Source organism: Christensenellaceae bacterium 44-20 (assembly GCA_041223705.1).
In the GTDB taxonomy this organism is placed as follows: Bacteria; Bacillota; Clostridia; order Christensenellales; family Christensenellaceae; genus QANA01.
In genome coordinates, this window is the sequence record JBCLQU010000001.1 from 862,719 (window position 1) to 878,881 (window position 16,163).

General features: G+C 55.7%; 18 protein-coding genes and 1 riboswitch. Of the genes, 3 read left to right on the forward strand and 15 right to left on the reverse strand.

From position 1 onward, the window contains the following. Positions 1 to 34 precede the first annotated feature (34 nt). From minE to AALG83_04635, 10 genes are all read right to left on the reverse strand, one after another. A complete protein-coding gene (minE, locus tag AALG83_04590) occupies positions 35 to 328 on the reverse strand; it encodes a cell division topological specificity factor MinE (GenBank protein ID MEY8382431.1) in 294 nt (97 codons plus the stop codon). Positions 329 to 344: 16 nt separating this feature from the next. Beyond that, positions 345 to 1,142, reverse strand: a complete 798-nt coding sequence (gene minD, locus AALG83_04595; GenBank protein ID MEY8382432.1) for a septum site-determining protein MinD — start codon at positions 1,140 to 1,142, stop codon at positions 345 to 347. 24 nt (positions 1,143 to 1,166) lie between these two features. Next, complete coding sequence (gene minC / locus AALG83_04600; GenBank protein ID MEY8382433.1) at positions 1,167 to 1,832, reverse strand: septum site-determining protein MinC; 666 nt, start codon at positions 1,830 to 1,832, stop codon at positions 1,167 to 1,169. Positions 1,833 to 1,932: 100 nt separating this feature from the next. Further along, positions 1,933 to 4,422 carry a penicillin-binding transpeptidase domain-containing protein gene (locus AALG83_04605; protein MEY8382434.1) on the reverse strand — a complete coding sequence of 830 codons (2,490 nt, stop codon included), beginning with the start codon at positions 4,420 to 4,422 and terminating at the stop codon, positions 1,933 to 1,935. 14 nt (positions 4,423 to 4,436) lie between these two features. After that, positions 4,437 to 4,958 carry a rod shape-determining protein MreD gene (mreD, locus tag AALG83_04610; protein ID MEY8382435.1) on the reverse strand — a complete coding sequence of 174 codons (522 nt, stop codon included), beginning with the start codon at positions 4,956 to 4,958 and terminating at the stop codon, positions 4,437 to 4,439. Beyond that, entirely contained in the window at positions 4,955 to 5,791 is an 837-nt protein-coding gene (gene mreC, locus AALG83_04615) for a rod shape-determining protein MreC (protein ID MEY8382436.1), read from the reverse strand. The genes mreD and mreC overlap by 4 nt, the downstream gene beginning before the upstream one ends. Before the next feature lie 169 nt (positions 5,792 to 5,960). Further along, positions 5,961 to 6,938 carry a rod shape-determining protein gene (locus tag AALG83_04620; GenBank protein MEY8382437.1) on the reverse strand — a complete coding sequence of 326 codons (978 nt, stop codon included), beginning with the start codon at positions 6,936 to 6,938 and terminating at the stop codon, positions 5,961 to 5,963. Positions 6,939 to 7,107: 169 nt separating this feature from the next. Continuing rightward, on the reverse strand, positions 7,108 to 7,695 hold the full coding sequence (locus tag AALG83_04625; protein ID MEY8382438.1) for a Maf family protein: 588 nt from the start codon (positions 7,693 to 7,695) through the stop codon (positions 7,108 to 7,110). A 131-nt stretch (positions 7,696 to 7,826) separates the two neighbouring features. Then, complete coding sequence (locus AALG83_04630; protein ID MEY8382439.1) at positions 7,827 to 8,225, reverse strand: TSUP family transporter; 399 nt, start codon at positions 8,223 to 8,225, stop codon at positions 7,827 to 7,829. Beyond that, positions 8,225 to 8,611, reverse strand: coding sequence for a sulfite exporter TauE/SafE family protein (locus AALG83_04635; protein ID MEY8382440.1), 387 nt, complete (start codon positions 8,609 to 8,611; stop codon positions 8,225 to 8,227). Before AALG83_04635 ends, AALG83_04630 begins: the two co-directional genes overlap by 1 nt. A 102-nt stretch (positions 8,612 to 8,713) precedes the next feature. Here AALG83_04635 and AALG83_04640 point away from each other — a divergent pair, with 102 nt between their 5' ends. Then, positions 8,714 to 9,340 carry a DUF4203 domain-containing protein gene (locus tag AALG83_04640; GenBank protein ID MEY8382441.1) on the forward strand — a complete coding sequence of 209 codons (627 nt, stop codon included), beginning with the start codon at positions 8,714 to 8,716 and terminating at the stop codon, positions 9,338 to 9,340. Positions 9,341 to 9,548: 208 nt separating this feature from the next. On the opposite strand, the gene AALG83_04645 is transcribed toward AALG83_04640, so the two are convergent. Together AALG83_04645 and AALG83_04650 are read right to left on the reverse strand one after the other, a co-directional pair. Then, entirely contained in the window at positions 9,549 to 11,249 is a 1,701-nt protein-coding gene (locus AALG83_04645) for a DUF4080 domain-containing protein (GenBank protein ID MEY8382442.1), read from the reverse strand. Beyond that, on the reverse strand, positions 11,246 to 11,746 hold the full coding sequence (locus tag AALG83_04650) for a LysM peptidoglycan-binding domain-containing protein (GenBank protein ID MEY8382443.1): 501 nt from the start codon (positions 11,744 to 11,746) through the stop codon (positions 11,246 to 11,248). Before AALG83_04650 ends, AALG83_04645 begins: the two co-directional genes overlap by 4 nt. Positions 11,747 to 11,896: 150 nt before the next feature. Further along, positions 11,897 to 12,007, forward strand: a riboswitch (THF riboswitch). Between the two features lie 73 nt (positions 12,008 to 12,080). On the opposite strand from AALG83_04650, the gene AALG83_04655 reads away from it, so the two are divergent. After that, positions 12,081 to 12,641: a folate family ECF transporter S component gene (locus AALG83_04655; protein ID MEY8382444.1), complete on the forward strand. Its 561-nt coding sequence runs from the start codon at positions 12,081 to 12,083 to the stop codon at positions 12,639 to 12,641. Between the two features lie 150 nt (positions 12,642 to 12,791). Next, positions 12,792 to 13,973, forward strand: coding sequence for an AI-2E family transporter (locus AALG83_04660; protein ID MEY8382445.1), 1,182 nt, complete (start codon positions 12,792 to 12,794; stop codon positions 13,971 to 13,973). Here AALG83_04660 and AALG83_04665 read toward each other — a convergent pair. The 3 genes from AALG83_04665 to AALG83_04675 form a co-directional block, all read right to left on the reverse strand. Further along, positions 13,970 to 14,623, reverse strand: coding sequence for a hypothetical protein (locus AALG83_04665; protein ID MEY8382446.1), 654 nt, complete (start codon positions 14,621 to 14,623; stop codon positions 13,970 to 13,972). The genes AALG83_04660 and AALG83_04665 overlap by 4 nt on opposite strands. Further along, a complete protein-coding gene (locus AALG83_04670) occupies positions 14,616 to 15,092 on the reverse strand; it encodes an RNA polymerase sigma factor (GenBank protein MEY8382447.1) in 477 nt (158 codons plus the stop codon). Before AALG83_04670 ends, AALG83_04665 begins: the two co-directional genes overlap by 8 nt. 100 nt (positions 15,093 to 15,192) lie before the next feature. Next, positions 15,193 to 16,143, reverse strand: a complete 951-nt coding sequence (locus AALG83_04675) for an NAD(P)H-dependent glycerol-3-phosphate dehydrogenase (GenBank protein ID MEY8382448.1) — start codon at positions 16,141 to 16,143, stop codon at positions 15,193 to 15,195. Positions 16,144 to 16,163: the final 20 nt, after the last annotated feature.

Sequence of the window (16,163 nt, forward strand, 5' to 3'; positions counted from 1 at the left end):
CCGGCTTTCTGCCGGTTTTTCCCGCCCCTTGGGGCTAGTATTTGTTTTTGCCCATCTTGCGCACCCGCTTGATGGGAATATTGGCGACGATCTCGGAAAAAACGCGGTCTTTCCCGCCCTTTGCCGTCTTGATATCCAGCTCAAATTCAGACTCATCGATCTCGATATATTCCGAAATCACTCTCAGAATATCCCGCTTCATCATCTCGATCATCTCGTTGTTGGAGGAAGTTCCGGCGCGGTCGTGAATCAAAACCAGCTTGAGCCTGTCTTTGGCGACAGAGCTGCTTGTCTTTTTCTTATTTCCAAATAAACCAAACATTGCCATTTCTGCTCCCCCCCGCTTATTCCTTCCCGCCAAACAGCTTGCGGACTTTGCCGAAGAAGCCCGTTTTCTCTTCCGGCGTGCTGATGGGAACGTCTTTCCCCAAAATGCGGTCGACAACCTCCCGGTATGCCTTGCCTGCCTTGGAGGAATCATCCGTAACGGCGGGCTCGCCCAGGTTGCTGGAGCGGAAAATCAGCTCATCTTCGGGAATCACGCCGATGAGATCGATGCCCAGGATTTCCAGCGTGTCGTCGATGGCAAGCATATCCCCTTTTTTGACCAAATCCGGGCGCAGACGGTTGATCAGAAGCTTCATATCCTCCACTTCCGCCGCTCCCAGCAGGCCGATGATGCGGTCCGCATCGCGCACAGAGGAAACCTCCGGAACGGTTACGACAATTGCGCTCTTTGCGCCGGCAATCGCGTTCTGAAAGCCGCGTTCAATGCCTGCCGGGCAGTCGATGATCACGTAGTCGAATTCCTTTTCCAGCTCCTCCACCAGCGCCTTGGATTGCTCCGGCGTGATGGCGTTTTTATCTTTGGTTTGCGCGGCCGGCAGCAGATAGAGGCCGTCATAGCGCTTATCTTTGATCAGCGCCTGCTTTAAGCGGCATGTCCCGCTGACAACGTCCACCAGGTCATAGACGATTCTATTTTCCAGCCCCAGAACGACGTCCAGGTTTCTCAGGCCAATATCCGTATCCATCAGCACAACGCGCTTGCCCAGCCGCGCAAGCCCCACGCCGATATTCGCCGAAGTCGTCGTCTTGCCGACGCCGCCTTTGCCGGATGTTACTACGATTACGTTGTTCATATGCTCTCTTTCCTCCAATATGCTCTAAGCCAAAGAATCCACTACGATTTTTCCGTCTAAAATTTTCACGATTTCCGGCCCGTCAATGCGCCGGTTTTTGGGGATGATGGCGATTTTCCCGCCAATCCGAATCTGCTGCGGAACCAGGTAGTTCGCCACGATGATCACATCCTGGCGGCCGGAGGCGCCGGCATGAGCCAGCCCGCGCAGTTTGCCGAACACCGCGATATTGCCCGTCGCGATGATCTCCGCCCCTGGGTTCACATCGCCCACAACCACAACATCCCCCTGGCATTCGATCCGCTGTCCGCTGCGGATGGTTTTTGGCAAAAACATGCTGCCGTCTCTGCGCTCCATGAAAGCAGCTTCCGGCTCCGGCGCCTGTTCCTCTGCCCGGGCAGCTGCACGGCGGCCGCGCCTTTTGGGCTGCTCCGGCATCTGATCCGGCGATTCGTCATCCGAAAAATGCACGCGGTATATGCCGTATTCCCGGCCTAAAAACGCCGAAAGCTCCCGCTTTTGCAGATCGGTAAACTCCCACCCAAAGAAATTGGCCGGAAGATGCGTCCCGCGGTAAAAATCCCGGTTTGCGCCAAGAGTATCTTCAAGCTCCTGTTTAATTTTAGGATAGGAATCTGCATCGGAAATCCAAAATTCCAATCCCTCTTGTGTGCTTTTGAGCGTTATCATAATTTCTCCCAGTTGAAATCCCTGTAAATCTAATTAATTATAACCGAAATGCGCGCAGACTGCAATTCTTTTGCGCGCATTTTGGCAGAAATTGCCGCGGCTATTCCAGCAGCGTCCCCTCCGAAGGCGAGGGCGATGCGCTGGGATCCTGCTGTGCCTTGGATTCAAAATAATAGCTGATGATGGCTTTGGCCGTCGGATATGCCTTGGATTTGGAAAGGCCGTTGGGTAAAAATACCACAACCGCGATTTCCGGGTCGTCCTTTGGCGCCAGCAGACAGAGCCAGATGTTATCCTCCAAATCGATGGTAGAGATCGGCGCTGTGCCCGTCTTGCCTACAATCTGATCCTTATAGGCAAAGTTGACAAAGGCGGCGCCTGCCGTGCCTCCGTCCTCCGCCGAGACAACCTGCTCCATGCCCTGCATGATGGCATTCTTCACGCTCTGGGGCAGCTCCAGATCCCGCACGAGAGTCGGCTCGAAATTTTTCACGACGTTGCCCTGGCTGTCGATGATCTGCTCCACGATATGCGCATCATACACCTTCCCGCCGTTGCCCAGCGCGCAGAGATAGCGCGCAACTGCGATGGGCGTCAGCTGCGTGGGCGTAACGCCGATGCCCTGGGTAACGGTATCTGTAGAAGTCCAGATGAGCTCGCGCAGCCAGTTTAAGATGTCGTTGGTCCAGCCCCGGCTCAGTGAGACGTTCTGCGGGATATCCAGCGTATCGCTCAACACCTGGCGGATTTCCGGGCCAATATCCAGCCGCCCCAGCCTTGCCAGATCCACCAGGCTGGCGGATGCCAGCCTGAGCTGCGCCTCGCTGTAGGTAACGCCCCGGGCCTCGCCATAGGTTTGCAGCTGCTCATAGATGCGGTTGTAGACGATGGTCGGCTTATACGTCCGCTGGCCGTCAATGGGCAGCTCGGGATCGTATAAAATCTTCTGATGGCCAATCCAGCCGACGGCTTCGCTGGTCAGCTCGATATTCGTCTTGCTGGTCAGCCCGAGATTGTCCGTCCATTTCATCAGCCTGTCGATGCCCAGGCGGTCTGCCACTTCGAAGAAGAAGTAGTTGCAGCTGTTTTTCAGCGCCAAAATGACGTTCTGGCCGCCGGCGTGGTGCGAAAAGTTGGGCGAAACCCAGCATTCCGGCGCCCGCGCGCCTTCCTTGACGTATTTGTTATAAGGGCCGACATCGTCTATCACAGTATTGACGGTGATCTCCCCTTCCATCAGGCCGGCCACAGCCGTCGCCATCTTGAAGATGGAGCCCGGCGTAGAGACGGAGGAGATGGCGTTGTTGAAAAGCGGCGCCGCGGGATCGTTGAGCAGCGCATTAAAATCCTCATCCGAGATGCCGCCGGTAAACAGGTTGAGGTCGTAACTTGGGTAGGAAGCCAGCGCCAGGACTCTGCCCGTCTTGACCTCCATGACGATGGCCGCCCCGGATTTGATGAAATCAATCTCCTTTTTGGAGCGCTTGGCCAGCTTGCTGTCGTATCCCTCTTTGGTCGGCGTATCTGCCCGGCCCTCCTGATACATTTGCAGCTGCTCCTGGTAGTCCTGCTTGATATTGGCCTCCAGCTCGCGCTCCACCAGCTCCTGCAGTTTCAGATCGATGGTGAGGACGACGCTGTCCCCCTGCCTGGGCGCCTCATAGCCGGTTTGCCCAATCACGCTTCCCGAGGCATCCAGCTCCAGCCTGCGCTTGCCCTGCTTTTCCTGGGTCGCGCCCGAGAGATACTGCTCCATCGTGGCCTCGATGCCGACTTTGCCCACCAGATCCTCCGCGGAATAGCCCTGGGCCTCTTTTTCGGCCAGCTCGTCCAAATCCGTGATGCGGCCCAGATAGCCGATGATATGCGCGGCAGTGGATTTTTTGGGATAAACCCGGGTGTAGCTCTGCTCTATCTGAATCCCTTCCAGCTCCACCGCCCGGGTCTCCAGCTCGGAGACCGTCTCAAAGTCCACATTATAGGCGATGGTTACCGGGATATAGGATTTATACATCATGTTCTGGACTTCCTGCCAGATGGAGAGCAGCTTGACCGCCTGCTCATAATCCACATCTTCGGGGATGCGGAACCGCGTGCGCATCTCATAATAGAGCTGCTCAGGCGATGCCTCGGGATCCGTGATCTGCATATTGGCGCACCAGTTTTCGATGCGCTTTTGGCGCTGCTCGTCCGTCAGGCCGTCCAGATCGTATTCAAACACGCCCTCCTCGTTTTTGCGGATGAGGAAGGTATCGATGGTGCTGCCCCCGTGGCTCTCGATCACCTCGATGGCTTTCATGAGAATGCGGGTGTAATTGGCGCGGTCGCTGGAGGCGTTGTTGGCCGGATCGCGGTAGAAGGCCACGTTATAGCTGCCCACATCGTATGCCAGGGGCACGCCCGAGCTATCCATAATCGTCCCCCGGGCGCCTTTGACGGCAACCGAGCGCTCGGAGTTGGTCCGCGTCGCGCTGGCATACTGATCCGCATGCGTTACCGTGAGCGAAAACAGGTTGACTCCCAAAAACAAAAACAGCGCAACCAAAGCACAAAGCGCCGCAATATATCTGCTCTTAAACTTTAAAAACATCGCACACCTCCCCCTTAAAGCTCGTCTTTGCGGGGCAAATCTGCGTTTGTCCCCATAAAGCGAAAGGAATACAGCCGCTCAAACAAAAAATACAGCCCAAAGCAAAGCAGCGCTGCCATCAGCGCGCCGGGCAGGGTTTGGGTTAGAAACCGCTTGCCGAAATCCATGCTTCGGCCCAGGAACAGGCATAGGAAATATGCCAGAATATCTTTTACAAGCAGCGCCGCCGCGCCGGCAATGGGGACAAGGCGCAGATCGTTTTCCCCTCTGGCCGCAGCAAACAGATAAACCAGAATGCCCACAATCAGATATTGCAGCGCATAAAAGCCCAGCCCTGCGGAAAAGAGCACATCAAAAACGATTCCGCCGGCGGCAAAATAGAACACGGGCGTGAGCGTGCGCTCCCTGAGCGCCATGCAAACCATGCAGCAGAGCATGAAATCCGGCTGGATGCCAAAAATGGGGTACTGCACAAACACCACGCCGTTGAGGAACAAGGAGAGCGCGAGCGTCAGGCCAAGAGCAAGGTATCTCATTGCGGCACCTCTTCAAATAGCTGCAAAATAACCACAACTTCCTCCACATGCTCAAAATCCACATTGCTTCTTGCGATGACGACCTTCTCGCTGGAAGAATCCGTGCTGACCTCGGTCACCTGCGCAATGGGAATGCCCTTGGGGTAGACTCCGCCAATGCCGGACGTGATGATCTTGTCCCCCGGCTTGACGTCGCTGTTCATAGAGAGGTAGAAGAGCTGCAAATCGCTGGGCTCCTCGCCGTTTTCCGCCACTTTGATGACGCCGTTATCCCGGGTGCGCTCCACCATGGCAGAAACGCCGCTTTTATCGTGAATCAGCGAGATGACGCGCGAATACGTCGCCGAAGTATACACCACTTTGCCCAGCAGGCCATCCGCCGTATAGACGATCATGCCCTTCTGGACGCCCTGCTTCTCGCCGGCATTGATGGTGAACTCGTCGAACCAGGCGCCCGGGCTTTTTCCGATCACCCGCGCCGTCAGCCTCTCGTAATCCCCATAGGAATCCACCACGCCCAGCAGGTCTTTGAGGCGCTCATTCTCCTGGCGCAGGTTTTCATAATCCCGCAGTTCGCTCTCCATCTCGGCAACCTGCTCTTTGAGCGCCGCGTTCTCCTCTTTCAGCGTGCCGTTTTTAGAGAGCCCGGCAAAGAAATCTCCGATGCTCTCCGTGCTGGAATACAAAAAGCGCTGAACCGGTGCAAGCATCCTGCCCATGGCGCTGCTGGCGCCGCCGCTTTGCGTATTGCCAGAGGTCGAAAGCAACAAAACGAATAAAATAATGCAGAAAATGACTGCTATGATCAGCGGACGGTTTTTCCAAAACCCCATCAAACGACTCCTTTAAAACAATGCGCCCAAAAGCGCGCGAAAATCAACTGCTTTATTCAAAGGCCGGCAAAAACCTGCCGGCAAAAAAGGCACCTGCCGGGGAAACGCCCGGCCGGTGCCTTCATTATATCACAGTTGTCTTTCTTTTTAAAAGGCTCGTCAAAATTTATTAACAATTCCGCATCTGCGCCGCCATGCCCGCGCCCTGGCAAGGCGCAGAAAAGGGATGCTCTGCCAGCCGGGCCGGCACACCCGTGCTCTGCCCGATAAAATCTGCCAGCCCCGGCATCAGGGAAGATCCGCCTGAAAGCAGAATGCCTTCCTCGCTGATATCTGCCACCAGCTCAGGCGGCGTCTTTTGAAACAAATGGATGACGCATTCCAGTATCTTCTCTCTGACGGGCATCAGCGCCTGCTCGATCTCCGAGGGGCGAAAATGGATTTCCTCCGGAAGCCCGCTCTTCTCTCCCCGGCCCAGCGCGCTCATCTCTCCCTCATGCTCGCTGTAGGAGAGCTTGATGGCCTCGGCCGCCGTATCCCCGATATGCACGCCATAGGCCGAGAGCAGATAGTCTGCAATGCACTGGTTCATATAGCTTCCGCCCGTGGGGATGGGCTGGGATTCAACTACGCCGCCCAGCGAGACCACCGAAGCGCAGCCCTCCCCGGCGCCCAGCTCGATGATCATGCGTCCTCTGGGCTCAAAGACGTTCAGCCCCGCGCCTATGCCCACGGCAATCGGCTCCTCGATGAGCGAAACTTCCTTGGCTCCGGCATAGCGCGCGGCTTCCTCCATCGCCATTTTTTCACTGCCGCCCACGCCCGGCCTGGCGCACATAACCACTTTTGTGCCATAAGCCATATGCCTGTTTTTGCGCATGCGCCGCAGAAAAAACTTGAGCATGCGGCGGGCAACCTGATAATCTAAAATGCATCCGCTGCTTACGGGATATGTCGCCACAACTTCCCCGGGTGTTTGGCGAATCAGCATGCTGGCCGCCTCGCCCACTGCCAAAAGCTCTCCCGAAACTGCGCTGATAGCCGCAACCGAGGGTTCTCTTAAAAGCGTGCCCCGCTGCCCGTCGCTAATCGAGAGGTTTGCCGTCCCAAAATCCACGCCCAGCGCCTGTGTGAATAAACTGCTCATTGCTTTTCCTCCTGTCAGAATATGAGACTATCTTTTCCATATTCTGGAGTTTCTATACACATATATGCCACAAGGCTGGGCGGGTATGCATAAAAAAGAGCCCGGTTGCCCGAGCCCTTTTCCATCGCCGTCTTTTCGATTGCACAGCAAAGCCGCGCATGACACCTATTCACCTGCACTGTTTACCGCTCACTTCCTCCATCAGCTGTTTGAGCAGCTCATATGTGCGGTGTACGGGCAGGCCCATCACATTAAAATAGCATCCGTCAATCTTTTCGATATGCTTTGCCGCGCCGCCCTGAATGCCATAGGCGCCCGCTTTATCGGCATATTCTCCCGTATTCAGATACGCCTCAATCTCCTCCGGCCGCATGGGTGCGAAAGTAACCTGCGTGCTGTCTGCCTCGCAGATCATGCGCCCGCTTTGGGTATGCAGCAGCGCAATGCCCGTATAGACGGTGTGCGTCTTGCCGGAAAGCCGCTCCAACATGGCTTTTGCCTGCTGCCTGTCCCTGGGCTTGCCCAGAATCTGCCCCTCCAGGGCTACGACGGTATCCGCGCCGAAAATGACCGCATCCTCCTGCCCCTTGGCAACCGCCTGAGCTTTCCGCTTTGCCAGCTCCTGCACCAGCTCCGCCGGATCCGAAAGCGCTGTGCTTTCATCCGCATCGCTGACCTGAATCTCAAACGGGCCGTCCAAAACCAGCGCCAGCAGTTCCTGCCTTCTGGGCGAAGCAGAGGCCAAAATATACCGCATGATCTTCTCTCCTATTTGACAAAATTTCGCTTTCCATTATCCCGCAAACGCGCGCAAATGTCCAGCCAGCGCATCTTTTGCACAGCAAAAAATCCGCGCCGAAACGGCGCGGATCAAGATCGCTTTGTGCATCAGCGCGGGCTTTCCTGCCCTTCTTTTCTCTTTTTCTTCTTTATCATCTGGGAAATCTGCCCAAAGGCGCGCCAGCCGCCCAGCAAAATCAGCAGTCCGCCAAAAATTTTGCCCAGCACCTCGTTTTTCATCAGCCCGGCCAGATAGGCGCCCAAGAGCGAGCCGGCCAGGCCGCCCAGCCCCAGCGCAATGGACCAGGAAAAATCCACCCGCTTATGTTTGATATGCGAGAAAAGCGCAAATCCGGCCATAGGCAGAAAACAGAGCAGGTTGAGCCCCTGGGCTCCCTGCTGATCCACTCCCAGAAAAACCGTGAGCACCGGGATGAGGATAATGCCTCCCCCCATGCCCATGCCGGCAATCGTCCCAAATAAAATACCAGAAATTAAAAACCACATCAGAACAGCATCCTCACACCTGAAGCCAAAATGAGCAGCGTAAAAATCGCATCTACGATGCCTCCCTTGAGCTTGCCCAGCAGCATTGCCCCGATCAGCCCGCCGGCGCATGCGCCCCCCAGCAGCATCCACGTATTGCCGTCAAAGGGGATATGCCCGCCCAGAAAATAGACCACTCCGCTGGCGATAGACATGGGCAGGATGGCCAGAATGGAAGTCGCGTGGCTTTTCTTCTCCTCCAGGCCCAGCTTCTCCATGGTCTGCACGGCAAAAATGCCGCCCGCCGAGCCAAAGAAACCGTTGACCAGCCCAATGCCCAGGCCAAACGCGCCGCGCACCCATTTATTCTCTTTCCAGCTTTTTTTCTTGCAACTTGTTTTTTCCATGCCCTTATTGTATCCAGGCGCGCAAAACATATGAGCGCTTTGACAGAAAAACTGAATTGCTCTATAATTGAAAAAGAATTTTAAGATTGCTTGAGGAAAAAAATGTCTGGAATTATCTTGCTTCTGTTTTTGGTTTTAACCAGTGTGCTCTGCATCACGCTTTGCTTTTTCGGCTACCGGCATATCCGCCTGCTCTTCACCTGCATGGGCGTGCTGTTCGGCGGGTATTATGCCTATTCTCTTCTGCTGCAATATGCGCATCTCTCCCAGACGACGGCCATCATCGCCGCTGTCATCATCGGCATCATTCTGGGCAGTTTATCCTATTTTATCTATAACTTCGGCATTTTCCTGACGGGCGCCATTTTCGGCATTTGCGTCGCCATCATGCTCATGACACTTTTCGGCATTCCCATCAGCAGTACGCTGCCCACAGTTATCATCATCGTGCTGGCCGTCTGCGCGGGGTTTCTCACGCTGGCCTACCGGCGCGTCTGCATCATTCTCTCCACCGCCTTCACCGGCGCCGTTGGTCTGGTGCTGTACGGCGGCTATACCATCATGAACTTTAGCTGGATTCTCTCGGGCGGCACGCTGGCCGCTCTTGGCGGAAAAGTCTCGGCTTTCTACAGCTCCTACCGCACGACGCTGATCGTCGCCATGGCTGCCTTCCTTTTATCCGGCCTGATCGTGCAGTTTGTTACGGGCAAAAAAGGCCGCAGGAAATAGCTCCTTTTTGCATAAAAAGACCGTGGAGAACATCTCTGCTCTCCACGGCTTTTTAAATAGAGGAAAAATGAAACGGGAAACTTTTGATACAGCGTTTCGCTGTATGCCTATATTCTTGCCAGGTTTTTGAGGTTTATACATGCCTTCCAAAAAAATTTTAATCATTTTTCAGCAAAGCAAAAAGAGCAGGAATTCCTGCTCTTTTTGCTTATGCTTCCCATCTGGGCAAAACCGGCAGGGCATTCCCAAAGCCGGTCTCCTGCCCCGTCTGCAAATCATGAAGCGACCAGTCCGTGTAGTCAAATAGGTATCTGCCCGGCCCAGGGCAAATCTCCCCTTCCCTGATATACCGGCAGAGATCCAGTGCAAAATCCTCCAGCCGCGCATAGTGCCAGGCTCGCTTGCCCGCAGGCAGGTTTTGGAGCATCCCGGAATTTTCGCGGAAAAGCTCCCGCTTCCAGGGCGCGTCGCATTCCAGGGCAGCCGGCAGTTTTGGCCGGCGCTTTTTGATCAGCAGATCCAGCCGGAGCATCTCCTGCGCCATCTGTTGCCCGCTTCTTTGGCAAAAGCGCAGCAAAACCTCGGCCATCTGTTTTTCCCCCAGCGCTCTGGGCGAAATCTCCTCCTGCTCCAGCTGCTCTGAAAGCTGCAAATAGAAATTGGCATAGCCCATCTGCCGGCCGAAATAATCTACCACATGCCGGAACAGCCCGGAATTATAGGTTCGATCCAGAAGATATTCCACTTGATGCAGCTTTGCCAGCTCCTGGCCGGAAAGCTGCGCCGTCTGGCAGACTTCATAGGGCGCCGAAACGTGATATAAAATGCCGTATTCCTCGGCCATTTCCTGCATTTTGGAGCCTTTGAGCACTTTTAAAAATCCCAGCTGCACTTTCTCCGCCCCCAGCGCCATCACGTCGTCGATAGAGCGGCAAAATTGCTCCATCCCCTCCAGCGGCAATCCGGCAATGAGATCCAGGTGTAGGTGCAGGTTCTTCGCCCTGGCCAGCCGCCGCACCATTTTGGCGGTATAGCCAAAATCCTGCACCCGCTTTATGGCGGCAAGCGTCGGCGGATGCGTGGACTGCACGCCGATCTCCAGCTGTATCTGCCCGGGGCGCGCACGCTCCAGCAGGGCGCAGGTCTGCTCGTCCAATAGATCCGCGGCAATTTCAAAGTGAAAATCCGTGCCGCCGCCCCGCTGAATGATGTGCGCGAAAATCTCTCTGGCTCTGGCCGGATTTGCGTTAAAGGTTCGGTCCACGAACTTCACCTTCATCACGCCTGCCTTCACAAAGCGGTCGAGATCCGCCAAAACCTTGGAGACCGGCGCGAACCGCACACCCCCCGAAAGAGAGGAAAGACAATAGGCACATCGGAACGGGCAGCCCCGGGAGGATTCGTAGTAGAGCACTCTGCCCGAAAACTCCTGCAAATTCTCATAAGGGATGGGCAGGCTGCCCAAGCTCACATAAGGCGCAGGCGGGTTTTGCCGAAGCGCTCCATCCTGCAAATAGCAAAGCGAAGGAGTTTGGCGCAGGTCCTCGCCTCGCTCCAGCTTGTCCGCAAAAATGCGGAACGCCTCTTCCCCTTCTCCCCGGATGATGTAGTCCGCAAAGCCCAGGTATTCCTCCGGCGCCGAAGAGGCTTCCGGCCCGCCCAGCAGCACGATGCCAGGCACAGCCTTGGCCAAAGCCCGGATATATTCGATATTCCAGATATACGAAGAAAAGCCATAAAGCGCGGCATCTTTGGCCGCAAGCTCCTGCGCTATCTGATCTAAGGGCTGGTTGATCGTGCATTCAAACAGTTCCACCCCCGGATGCCCGGCATACTGCGCCAGGTACCGGATGGCCGGGTTCGTATGCGTATATTTGGCGTTGACGCCCACAAGTACGATCTTTTTCATTTCTCTCCCAAAGGGATGATGAGCTGCATGCCCGGATACGCGCCGCAGGCGATATCGTTATAGCGCCAAAGCGCCCGCTCGCTCACATCGAATTTTAACGCCACATCTTCTAGAGTATCTGTGGATTTTAATGAGTATACTACAAAACCCTCTCTTGGGCAAGAAACCACAATCTCCCTGCCTGGCCCAAGCTCCTCCGGCCGGGCAATCTTGTTCTCCCCCATGATCGCCTGCATGGTCGTTCCAAATTTCTGCGCAATGCCAAAAAGCGTATCCCCCGCCTGCACCCGGTAGCGGTTTTTCTCAAAAATGGATGCCCTGCTCTGCGCTTTTTCCAGGCAAAAATTAGGGAATGGGATCGCAATGCGCCTGCCTGGCCGAAGCAAGTTCTTCTGCCCCTCATTCGCGCGCAGAATCATGCAGACCGGCACGCGGTACATCCTGCTGAGCCGCTCCAGCGTATCATTTTGACTCACAATATGGTTTAAAACAGCCATCCTCGCTTTTCCTCCCGGGCTCTTCTGCCCATCTTTTCGGCGAAAAGCCGCTCCAATCTCGTTTTTCTCTTCCCATTCAATATATTACACCGCCCGGCCGCATATTCTCTTGCCATGCCGCGCGGAATATGGTATATTTGGGGTAGAATGTGCAGAGTAGAGGCCTGTGCGTCATGGCCAAAAGCCAAGAAGTGTCTCGGGATGGGATGTCGCCCGGGAACGAAAGGGGTTTCCCCGCGGTACAGCCTCGCGTCCGCTGCCACAAAAAAAGAGAAGAAGCACTTCTTTTTTATTGGTATGCTCTCCATTCTGAAAAAAAGGAGGTGTTTTTATTTTGCAAAGAACTCGAACTCGCAAACTTGTCTTTGGCGCGCTGCTGACTGCCCTTGCCGTGGTTTTAAAATCATTCCTGGGCATCCCGATCTCCATGTTCGGCGGCCTGATCAAAGATATCAACTTCTCTGCCAGCATCGTCATGTATGCGGGCATCGCGCTGGGGCCGGTATACGGCGCTATCGTCGGCGCGCTGACGGATATCCTTTGCTCGATCATCCGCCCGCTCGGCGCATATATGCCGCTGTTTACGCTGACCAACGCGCTGATGGGGCTGCTGCCTGCGCTGTTTTTCCTGAAAAACAAACAGCATGGTTTCTGGAAAACGCTGCTGGCGGTATCGGCCGGGCAAATTGTCTGCTCGTTTATCTGCAATACGCTCATCCTCATCTATTCCTTTGGAATGCCCGGGAGTGTGGCCTGGTTCCGCTCTATCAGCACGTTTATCCTCATCCCGGTGCATACGGCGCTGGTCTTTGCGCTGCTCAAATCCACCGAAAAGTTCCTATCCCGGAACCTCGCGCTTCAATCCCCGCCCAAACAGCAGGCCGATGCGCAGTAAATTCTGAAAAAACATCCCAAAAGCCTTGGCAAATGCCAAGGCCTTTTTATTGCGCGAACCGCCGCTCCCGCCCGGGCAAATCCGCGCATTTTTTCTCTCATAATCTAGCAATCTCTGGGAATAATGATAAAAAAGAAAAAGAGGGCCGTTATGAGAATTGACTGGAACAAAAAATACACGACGATCACCGCCTATGCCGTTTTAGCGGCCGGCGCCTGCATTTTAATATGTGCCGTCGTCTTCAATCTTGGCGAGGTTTTTTCCACTATCCGCCGGTTTTTATTTATCTTAAATCCCTTTTTATGGGGCTTTGCCCTGGCATATATGTTCAATAAGCCAGTGCAATTTTTCGAGCAGAGGGTGTTCCGTTTCCGGGGCAAAAAAGGCGGGCGCTCTTCTCTGGCCCGCACGCTCTCCATCGCTGCAGTCTACCTCATCGTGCTGCTGGCGCTGGTGGGCCTGTTCTTCATCATCCTGCCCGAACTTTCCAGCAGTATTTCCGCCTTTGTGCAGAACCTGCCCGGGTATCTGCGGGATTTGGATACCGCATTTCGCGATCTCATCACAAAATTCCATCTGGAAAAATACGTCGGCGATATGGACTCCCTCTATGCGATGATCGATTCCGCCATGGAATATGCCAAAACCATCGCGCCGGAAATCGCCAATATCGGCTTCCAGATCACCGTCTCGGCCATCTCGGGCATCAGCGACGCACTGCTGGCGCTGGTCGTCTCGGCCTATCTGCTCTCCTCCAAGGAGCTGTTTATCGCGCAGGTCAAGAAGGCGACCTATGCCCTCTTTCCGCAGAAATTTGCGGGCAGCATCATCCTGCTTTCCAGGGAGACCAACGATATTTTCGGCGGGTATATTTCCGGCAAACTCATGCAGAGCTTTTGCCTGTTTGCGCTGAATTTTATCGCCATGGCCATCATGCGCCTGCCCTATGCGGCGCTCATCAGCGCCATCATGGGCATTACGGATATCATCCCGTTTTTTGGCCCGTTCATCGGCGCCGTTCCCTCGGCCATTCTCCTTTTTCTGGTGGAGCCCAAATACGCGCTGATCTTCGTCATCCTGACTATCGTGACACAGCAGATTGACGCGCAGATCATCGGCCCGCGCATTTTGGGCGAATCCACCGGGCTGACTGCCTTTTGGGTCGTCTTTGCCATCATCCTGGGCGGCGGCCTGTTCGGCGTGCCGGGCATGATCCTGGGAATCCCGCTCTTTGCCGTGCTCTATTCCGTCGTGCGCCAGTTTATGAACAGCCGGCTGGAGCAGCAAGGGCTCTCCACCAATTCCAAGGATTATCATTCCCCGAGCGTTTAGCTTTGCATCTCTTTCGGCAGAATTTTTGCAAAATAGGTGCCCTCCCGGCTCTGGATGAGCACGCTCTGCCGCTCTCCGGCAACGCGGATCGTGAGCGCATCGCTCTCGGCCGGCTGCCCGCCCTCTAACGGGGAGTAGTAGAGCGTCTCGCCGTTTTTGCAGACCACCTGTTTGCCGGCGTCTGTAACCTGCCCCGTCTGCCTGTCCCACCGCAGCAGGCTGCCCTTGGATACGCTGACCTCCCCGCTCTCCTCTTCCAGCTCCCACTGGAAAACAAACGGAAAGCCGGGCGTCATGCTGGATTCCAGCCGGTAATCTCCCAAGGGCATTTCGATGCCGATTTGCAGAGCCTGCGGCTTTTCTTCCTGCCCAGCGCCCAGCGCCAGAATCTGCACCTGGCCCTGCCCGGCACTCTGGGATGCGATCACTGGGCCTGGCGGCGTTTTCGCCGCCTGCTCGGGGCTCCATAACAGCAGACCCACCGCCACAGCCAGACAAACCGCGCAGACCGCCGCACCAGCGCGCCATACTGCCTTCCCCCTTCGGGCTCTCTGCATGCTCTCGGCCTGAATGCGCCGCTTCATCCCGCGGCACTGCCCCTCTGTGGGCAGGTATTGCTCCAATGCTTTTTTCAGCTCATTTTCATTCATTTTCTCTCTCCCATTCCAGTTTCAGCCTTTTCCGGCCTTTGGCCAGCTGAGCGCGGATTGTGCTTTGCGTGCGCCGCAGAATTTTCGCGATCTGGCTGACGCTCAGCCCTTCTATATAGTAGAGCGCCAGCACTTCCCGCAAGCTGGGCGGAAGCGCGGCAAGCATGCTCTGCGCCTCCATCTCGCCCTCGTCCAGATAAACCTGTTCCTGCGCCTGCCCTGCCGAGCGCCTTTTATGCCAGGCACTGCGCTGTATATCCACCGCCCGATCGTGCGCCGCCCTCAAAAACCATGCGCGCTCATGGCGCTCATTTTCAAACGGCCGCTTTCTGGCAAGATAGCTTAGAAAAACCGCCTGCGCCGCATCTTCCGCATCCTGCTTGTGGCGCAGCCGCAGATAGCAGGCGCGGTATACACTGCGGATGTTCCGCTCAAACACCTGCTCAAAGCTCTGATCCGGATCCTCCATTGCTTTTTCTCCTTTCACTATGTAATACGCCGCCGCTCTGCCAAAAGGCTCCCTCTCCGATCGAATTTTTGCAAATAAAAAAGGCGGAAAACCCGCCTTTTTAAAATTCCTTTTTCAAACTGCGCAAAAACAGCCGGTTGAGCAGCTCCTCCGGCGGGATGCACCCCTGAATCGCCGTGTGCACAGCCGTGCAGATGGGCAAATCCACCTGGTATTTTTCCTTCAAAACCATCAGCGCCGCCGCCGTCGAGACGCCTTCCGCCAGAGCATCCATCTGCTCTCCCTGCACGAATTTTTCTCCGAACATGCGGTTGCGGCTATACTGCGAAAACACTGTCGCCTCATAATCCCCCAGATGCGCCAGGCCATAGGCCGAAAGCTCATTGCCGCCCATGGCGCCGATCAGCCGGGAAATCTCCCGGGCCCCGCGGGACATCAGCGCGCCCTTGAGACTGCCGCAGTGCAGGCCGTCCATCATGCCCGCCGCAATCCCGATGACGTTTTTGGCCGCTGCCCCCACTTCATTGCCGATCATGTCGTCGCCGTAATAGAAGCGAATCAGCCCGCCTTTGAGCGCCGCAACGACCTCCTGCTTGAGCTGTGGGTTGTAGGAATCGATAACCATGCAGTTCGGGATGCCCGCGAGGAAATCCTGCATGTGGCCAGGCCCCAGCCAGACGGCAATCTGCTCCAGCGGCAGATAATCCGCGGCAATCTCCGAAAGGCGCTTGCCCGTGTGCTCCTCCAGCCCTTTCATGCAGAGGACGACCGGCTTTTGCAGATCGCAAAACTCGCTTCTGGAGAGCAAATTGCGCAGCTGCTGGGCGCTGATGGAGATGGCCAAAAGCTCGCCAAAGGCCAGGGCGTGCGCCAAGTCGTGCGTGGTCTCCATGCCCAAAAAGCCTTCTTGCCCCTGCCGGATTTTCTCCTGGAACTGCCCGAGGTTTGCCGAGCCTTCCCTGCCCCATACGCAAACCCGATGCCCCATTTTATTCAAATACCACGCGATAAACGAGCCCCATCGCCCGCATCCCAGCACGCTGACCTTCATGCCTACCTCCCAGGGAAAAC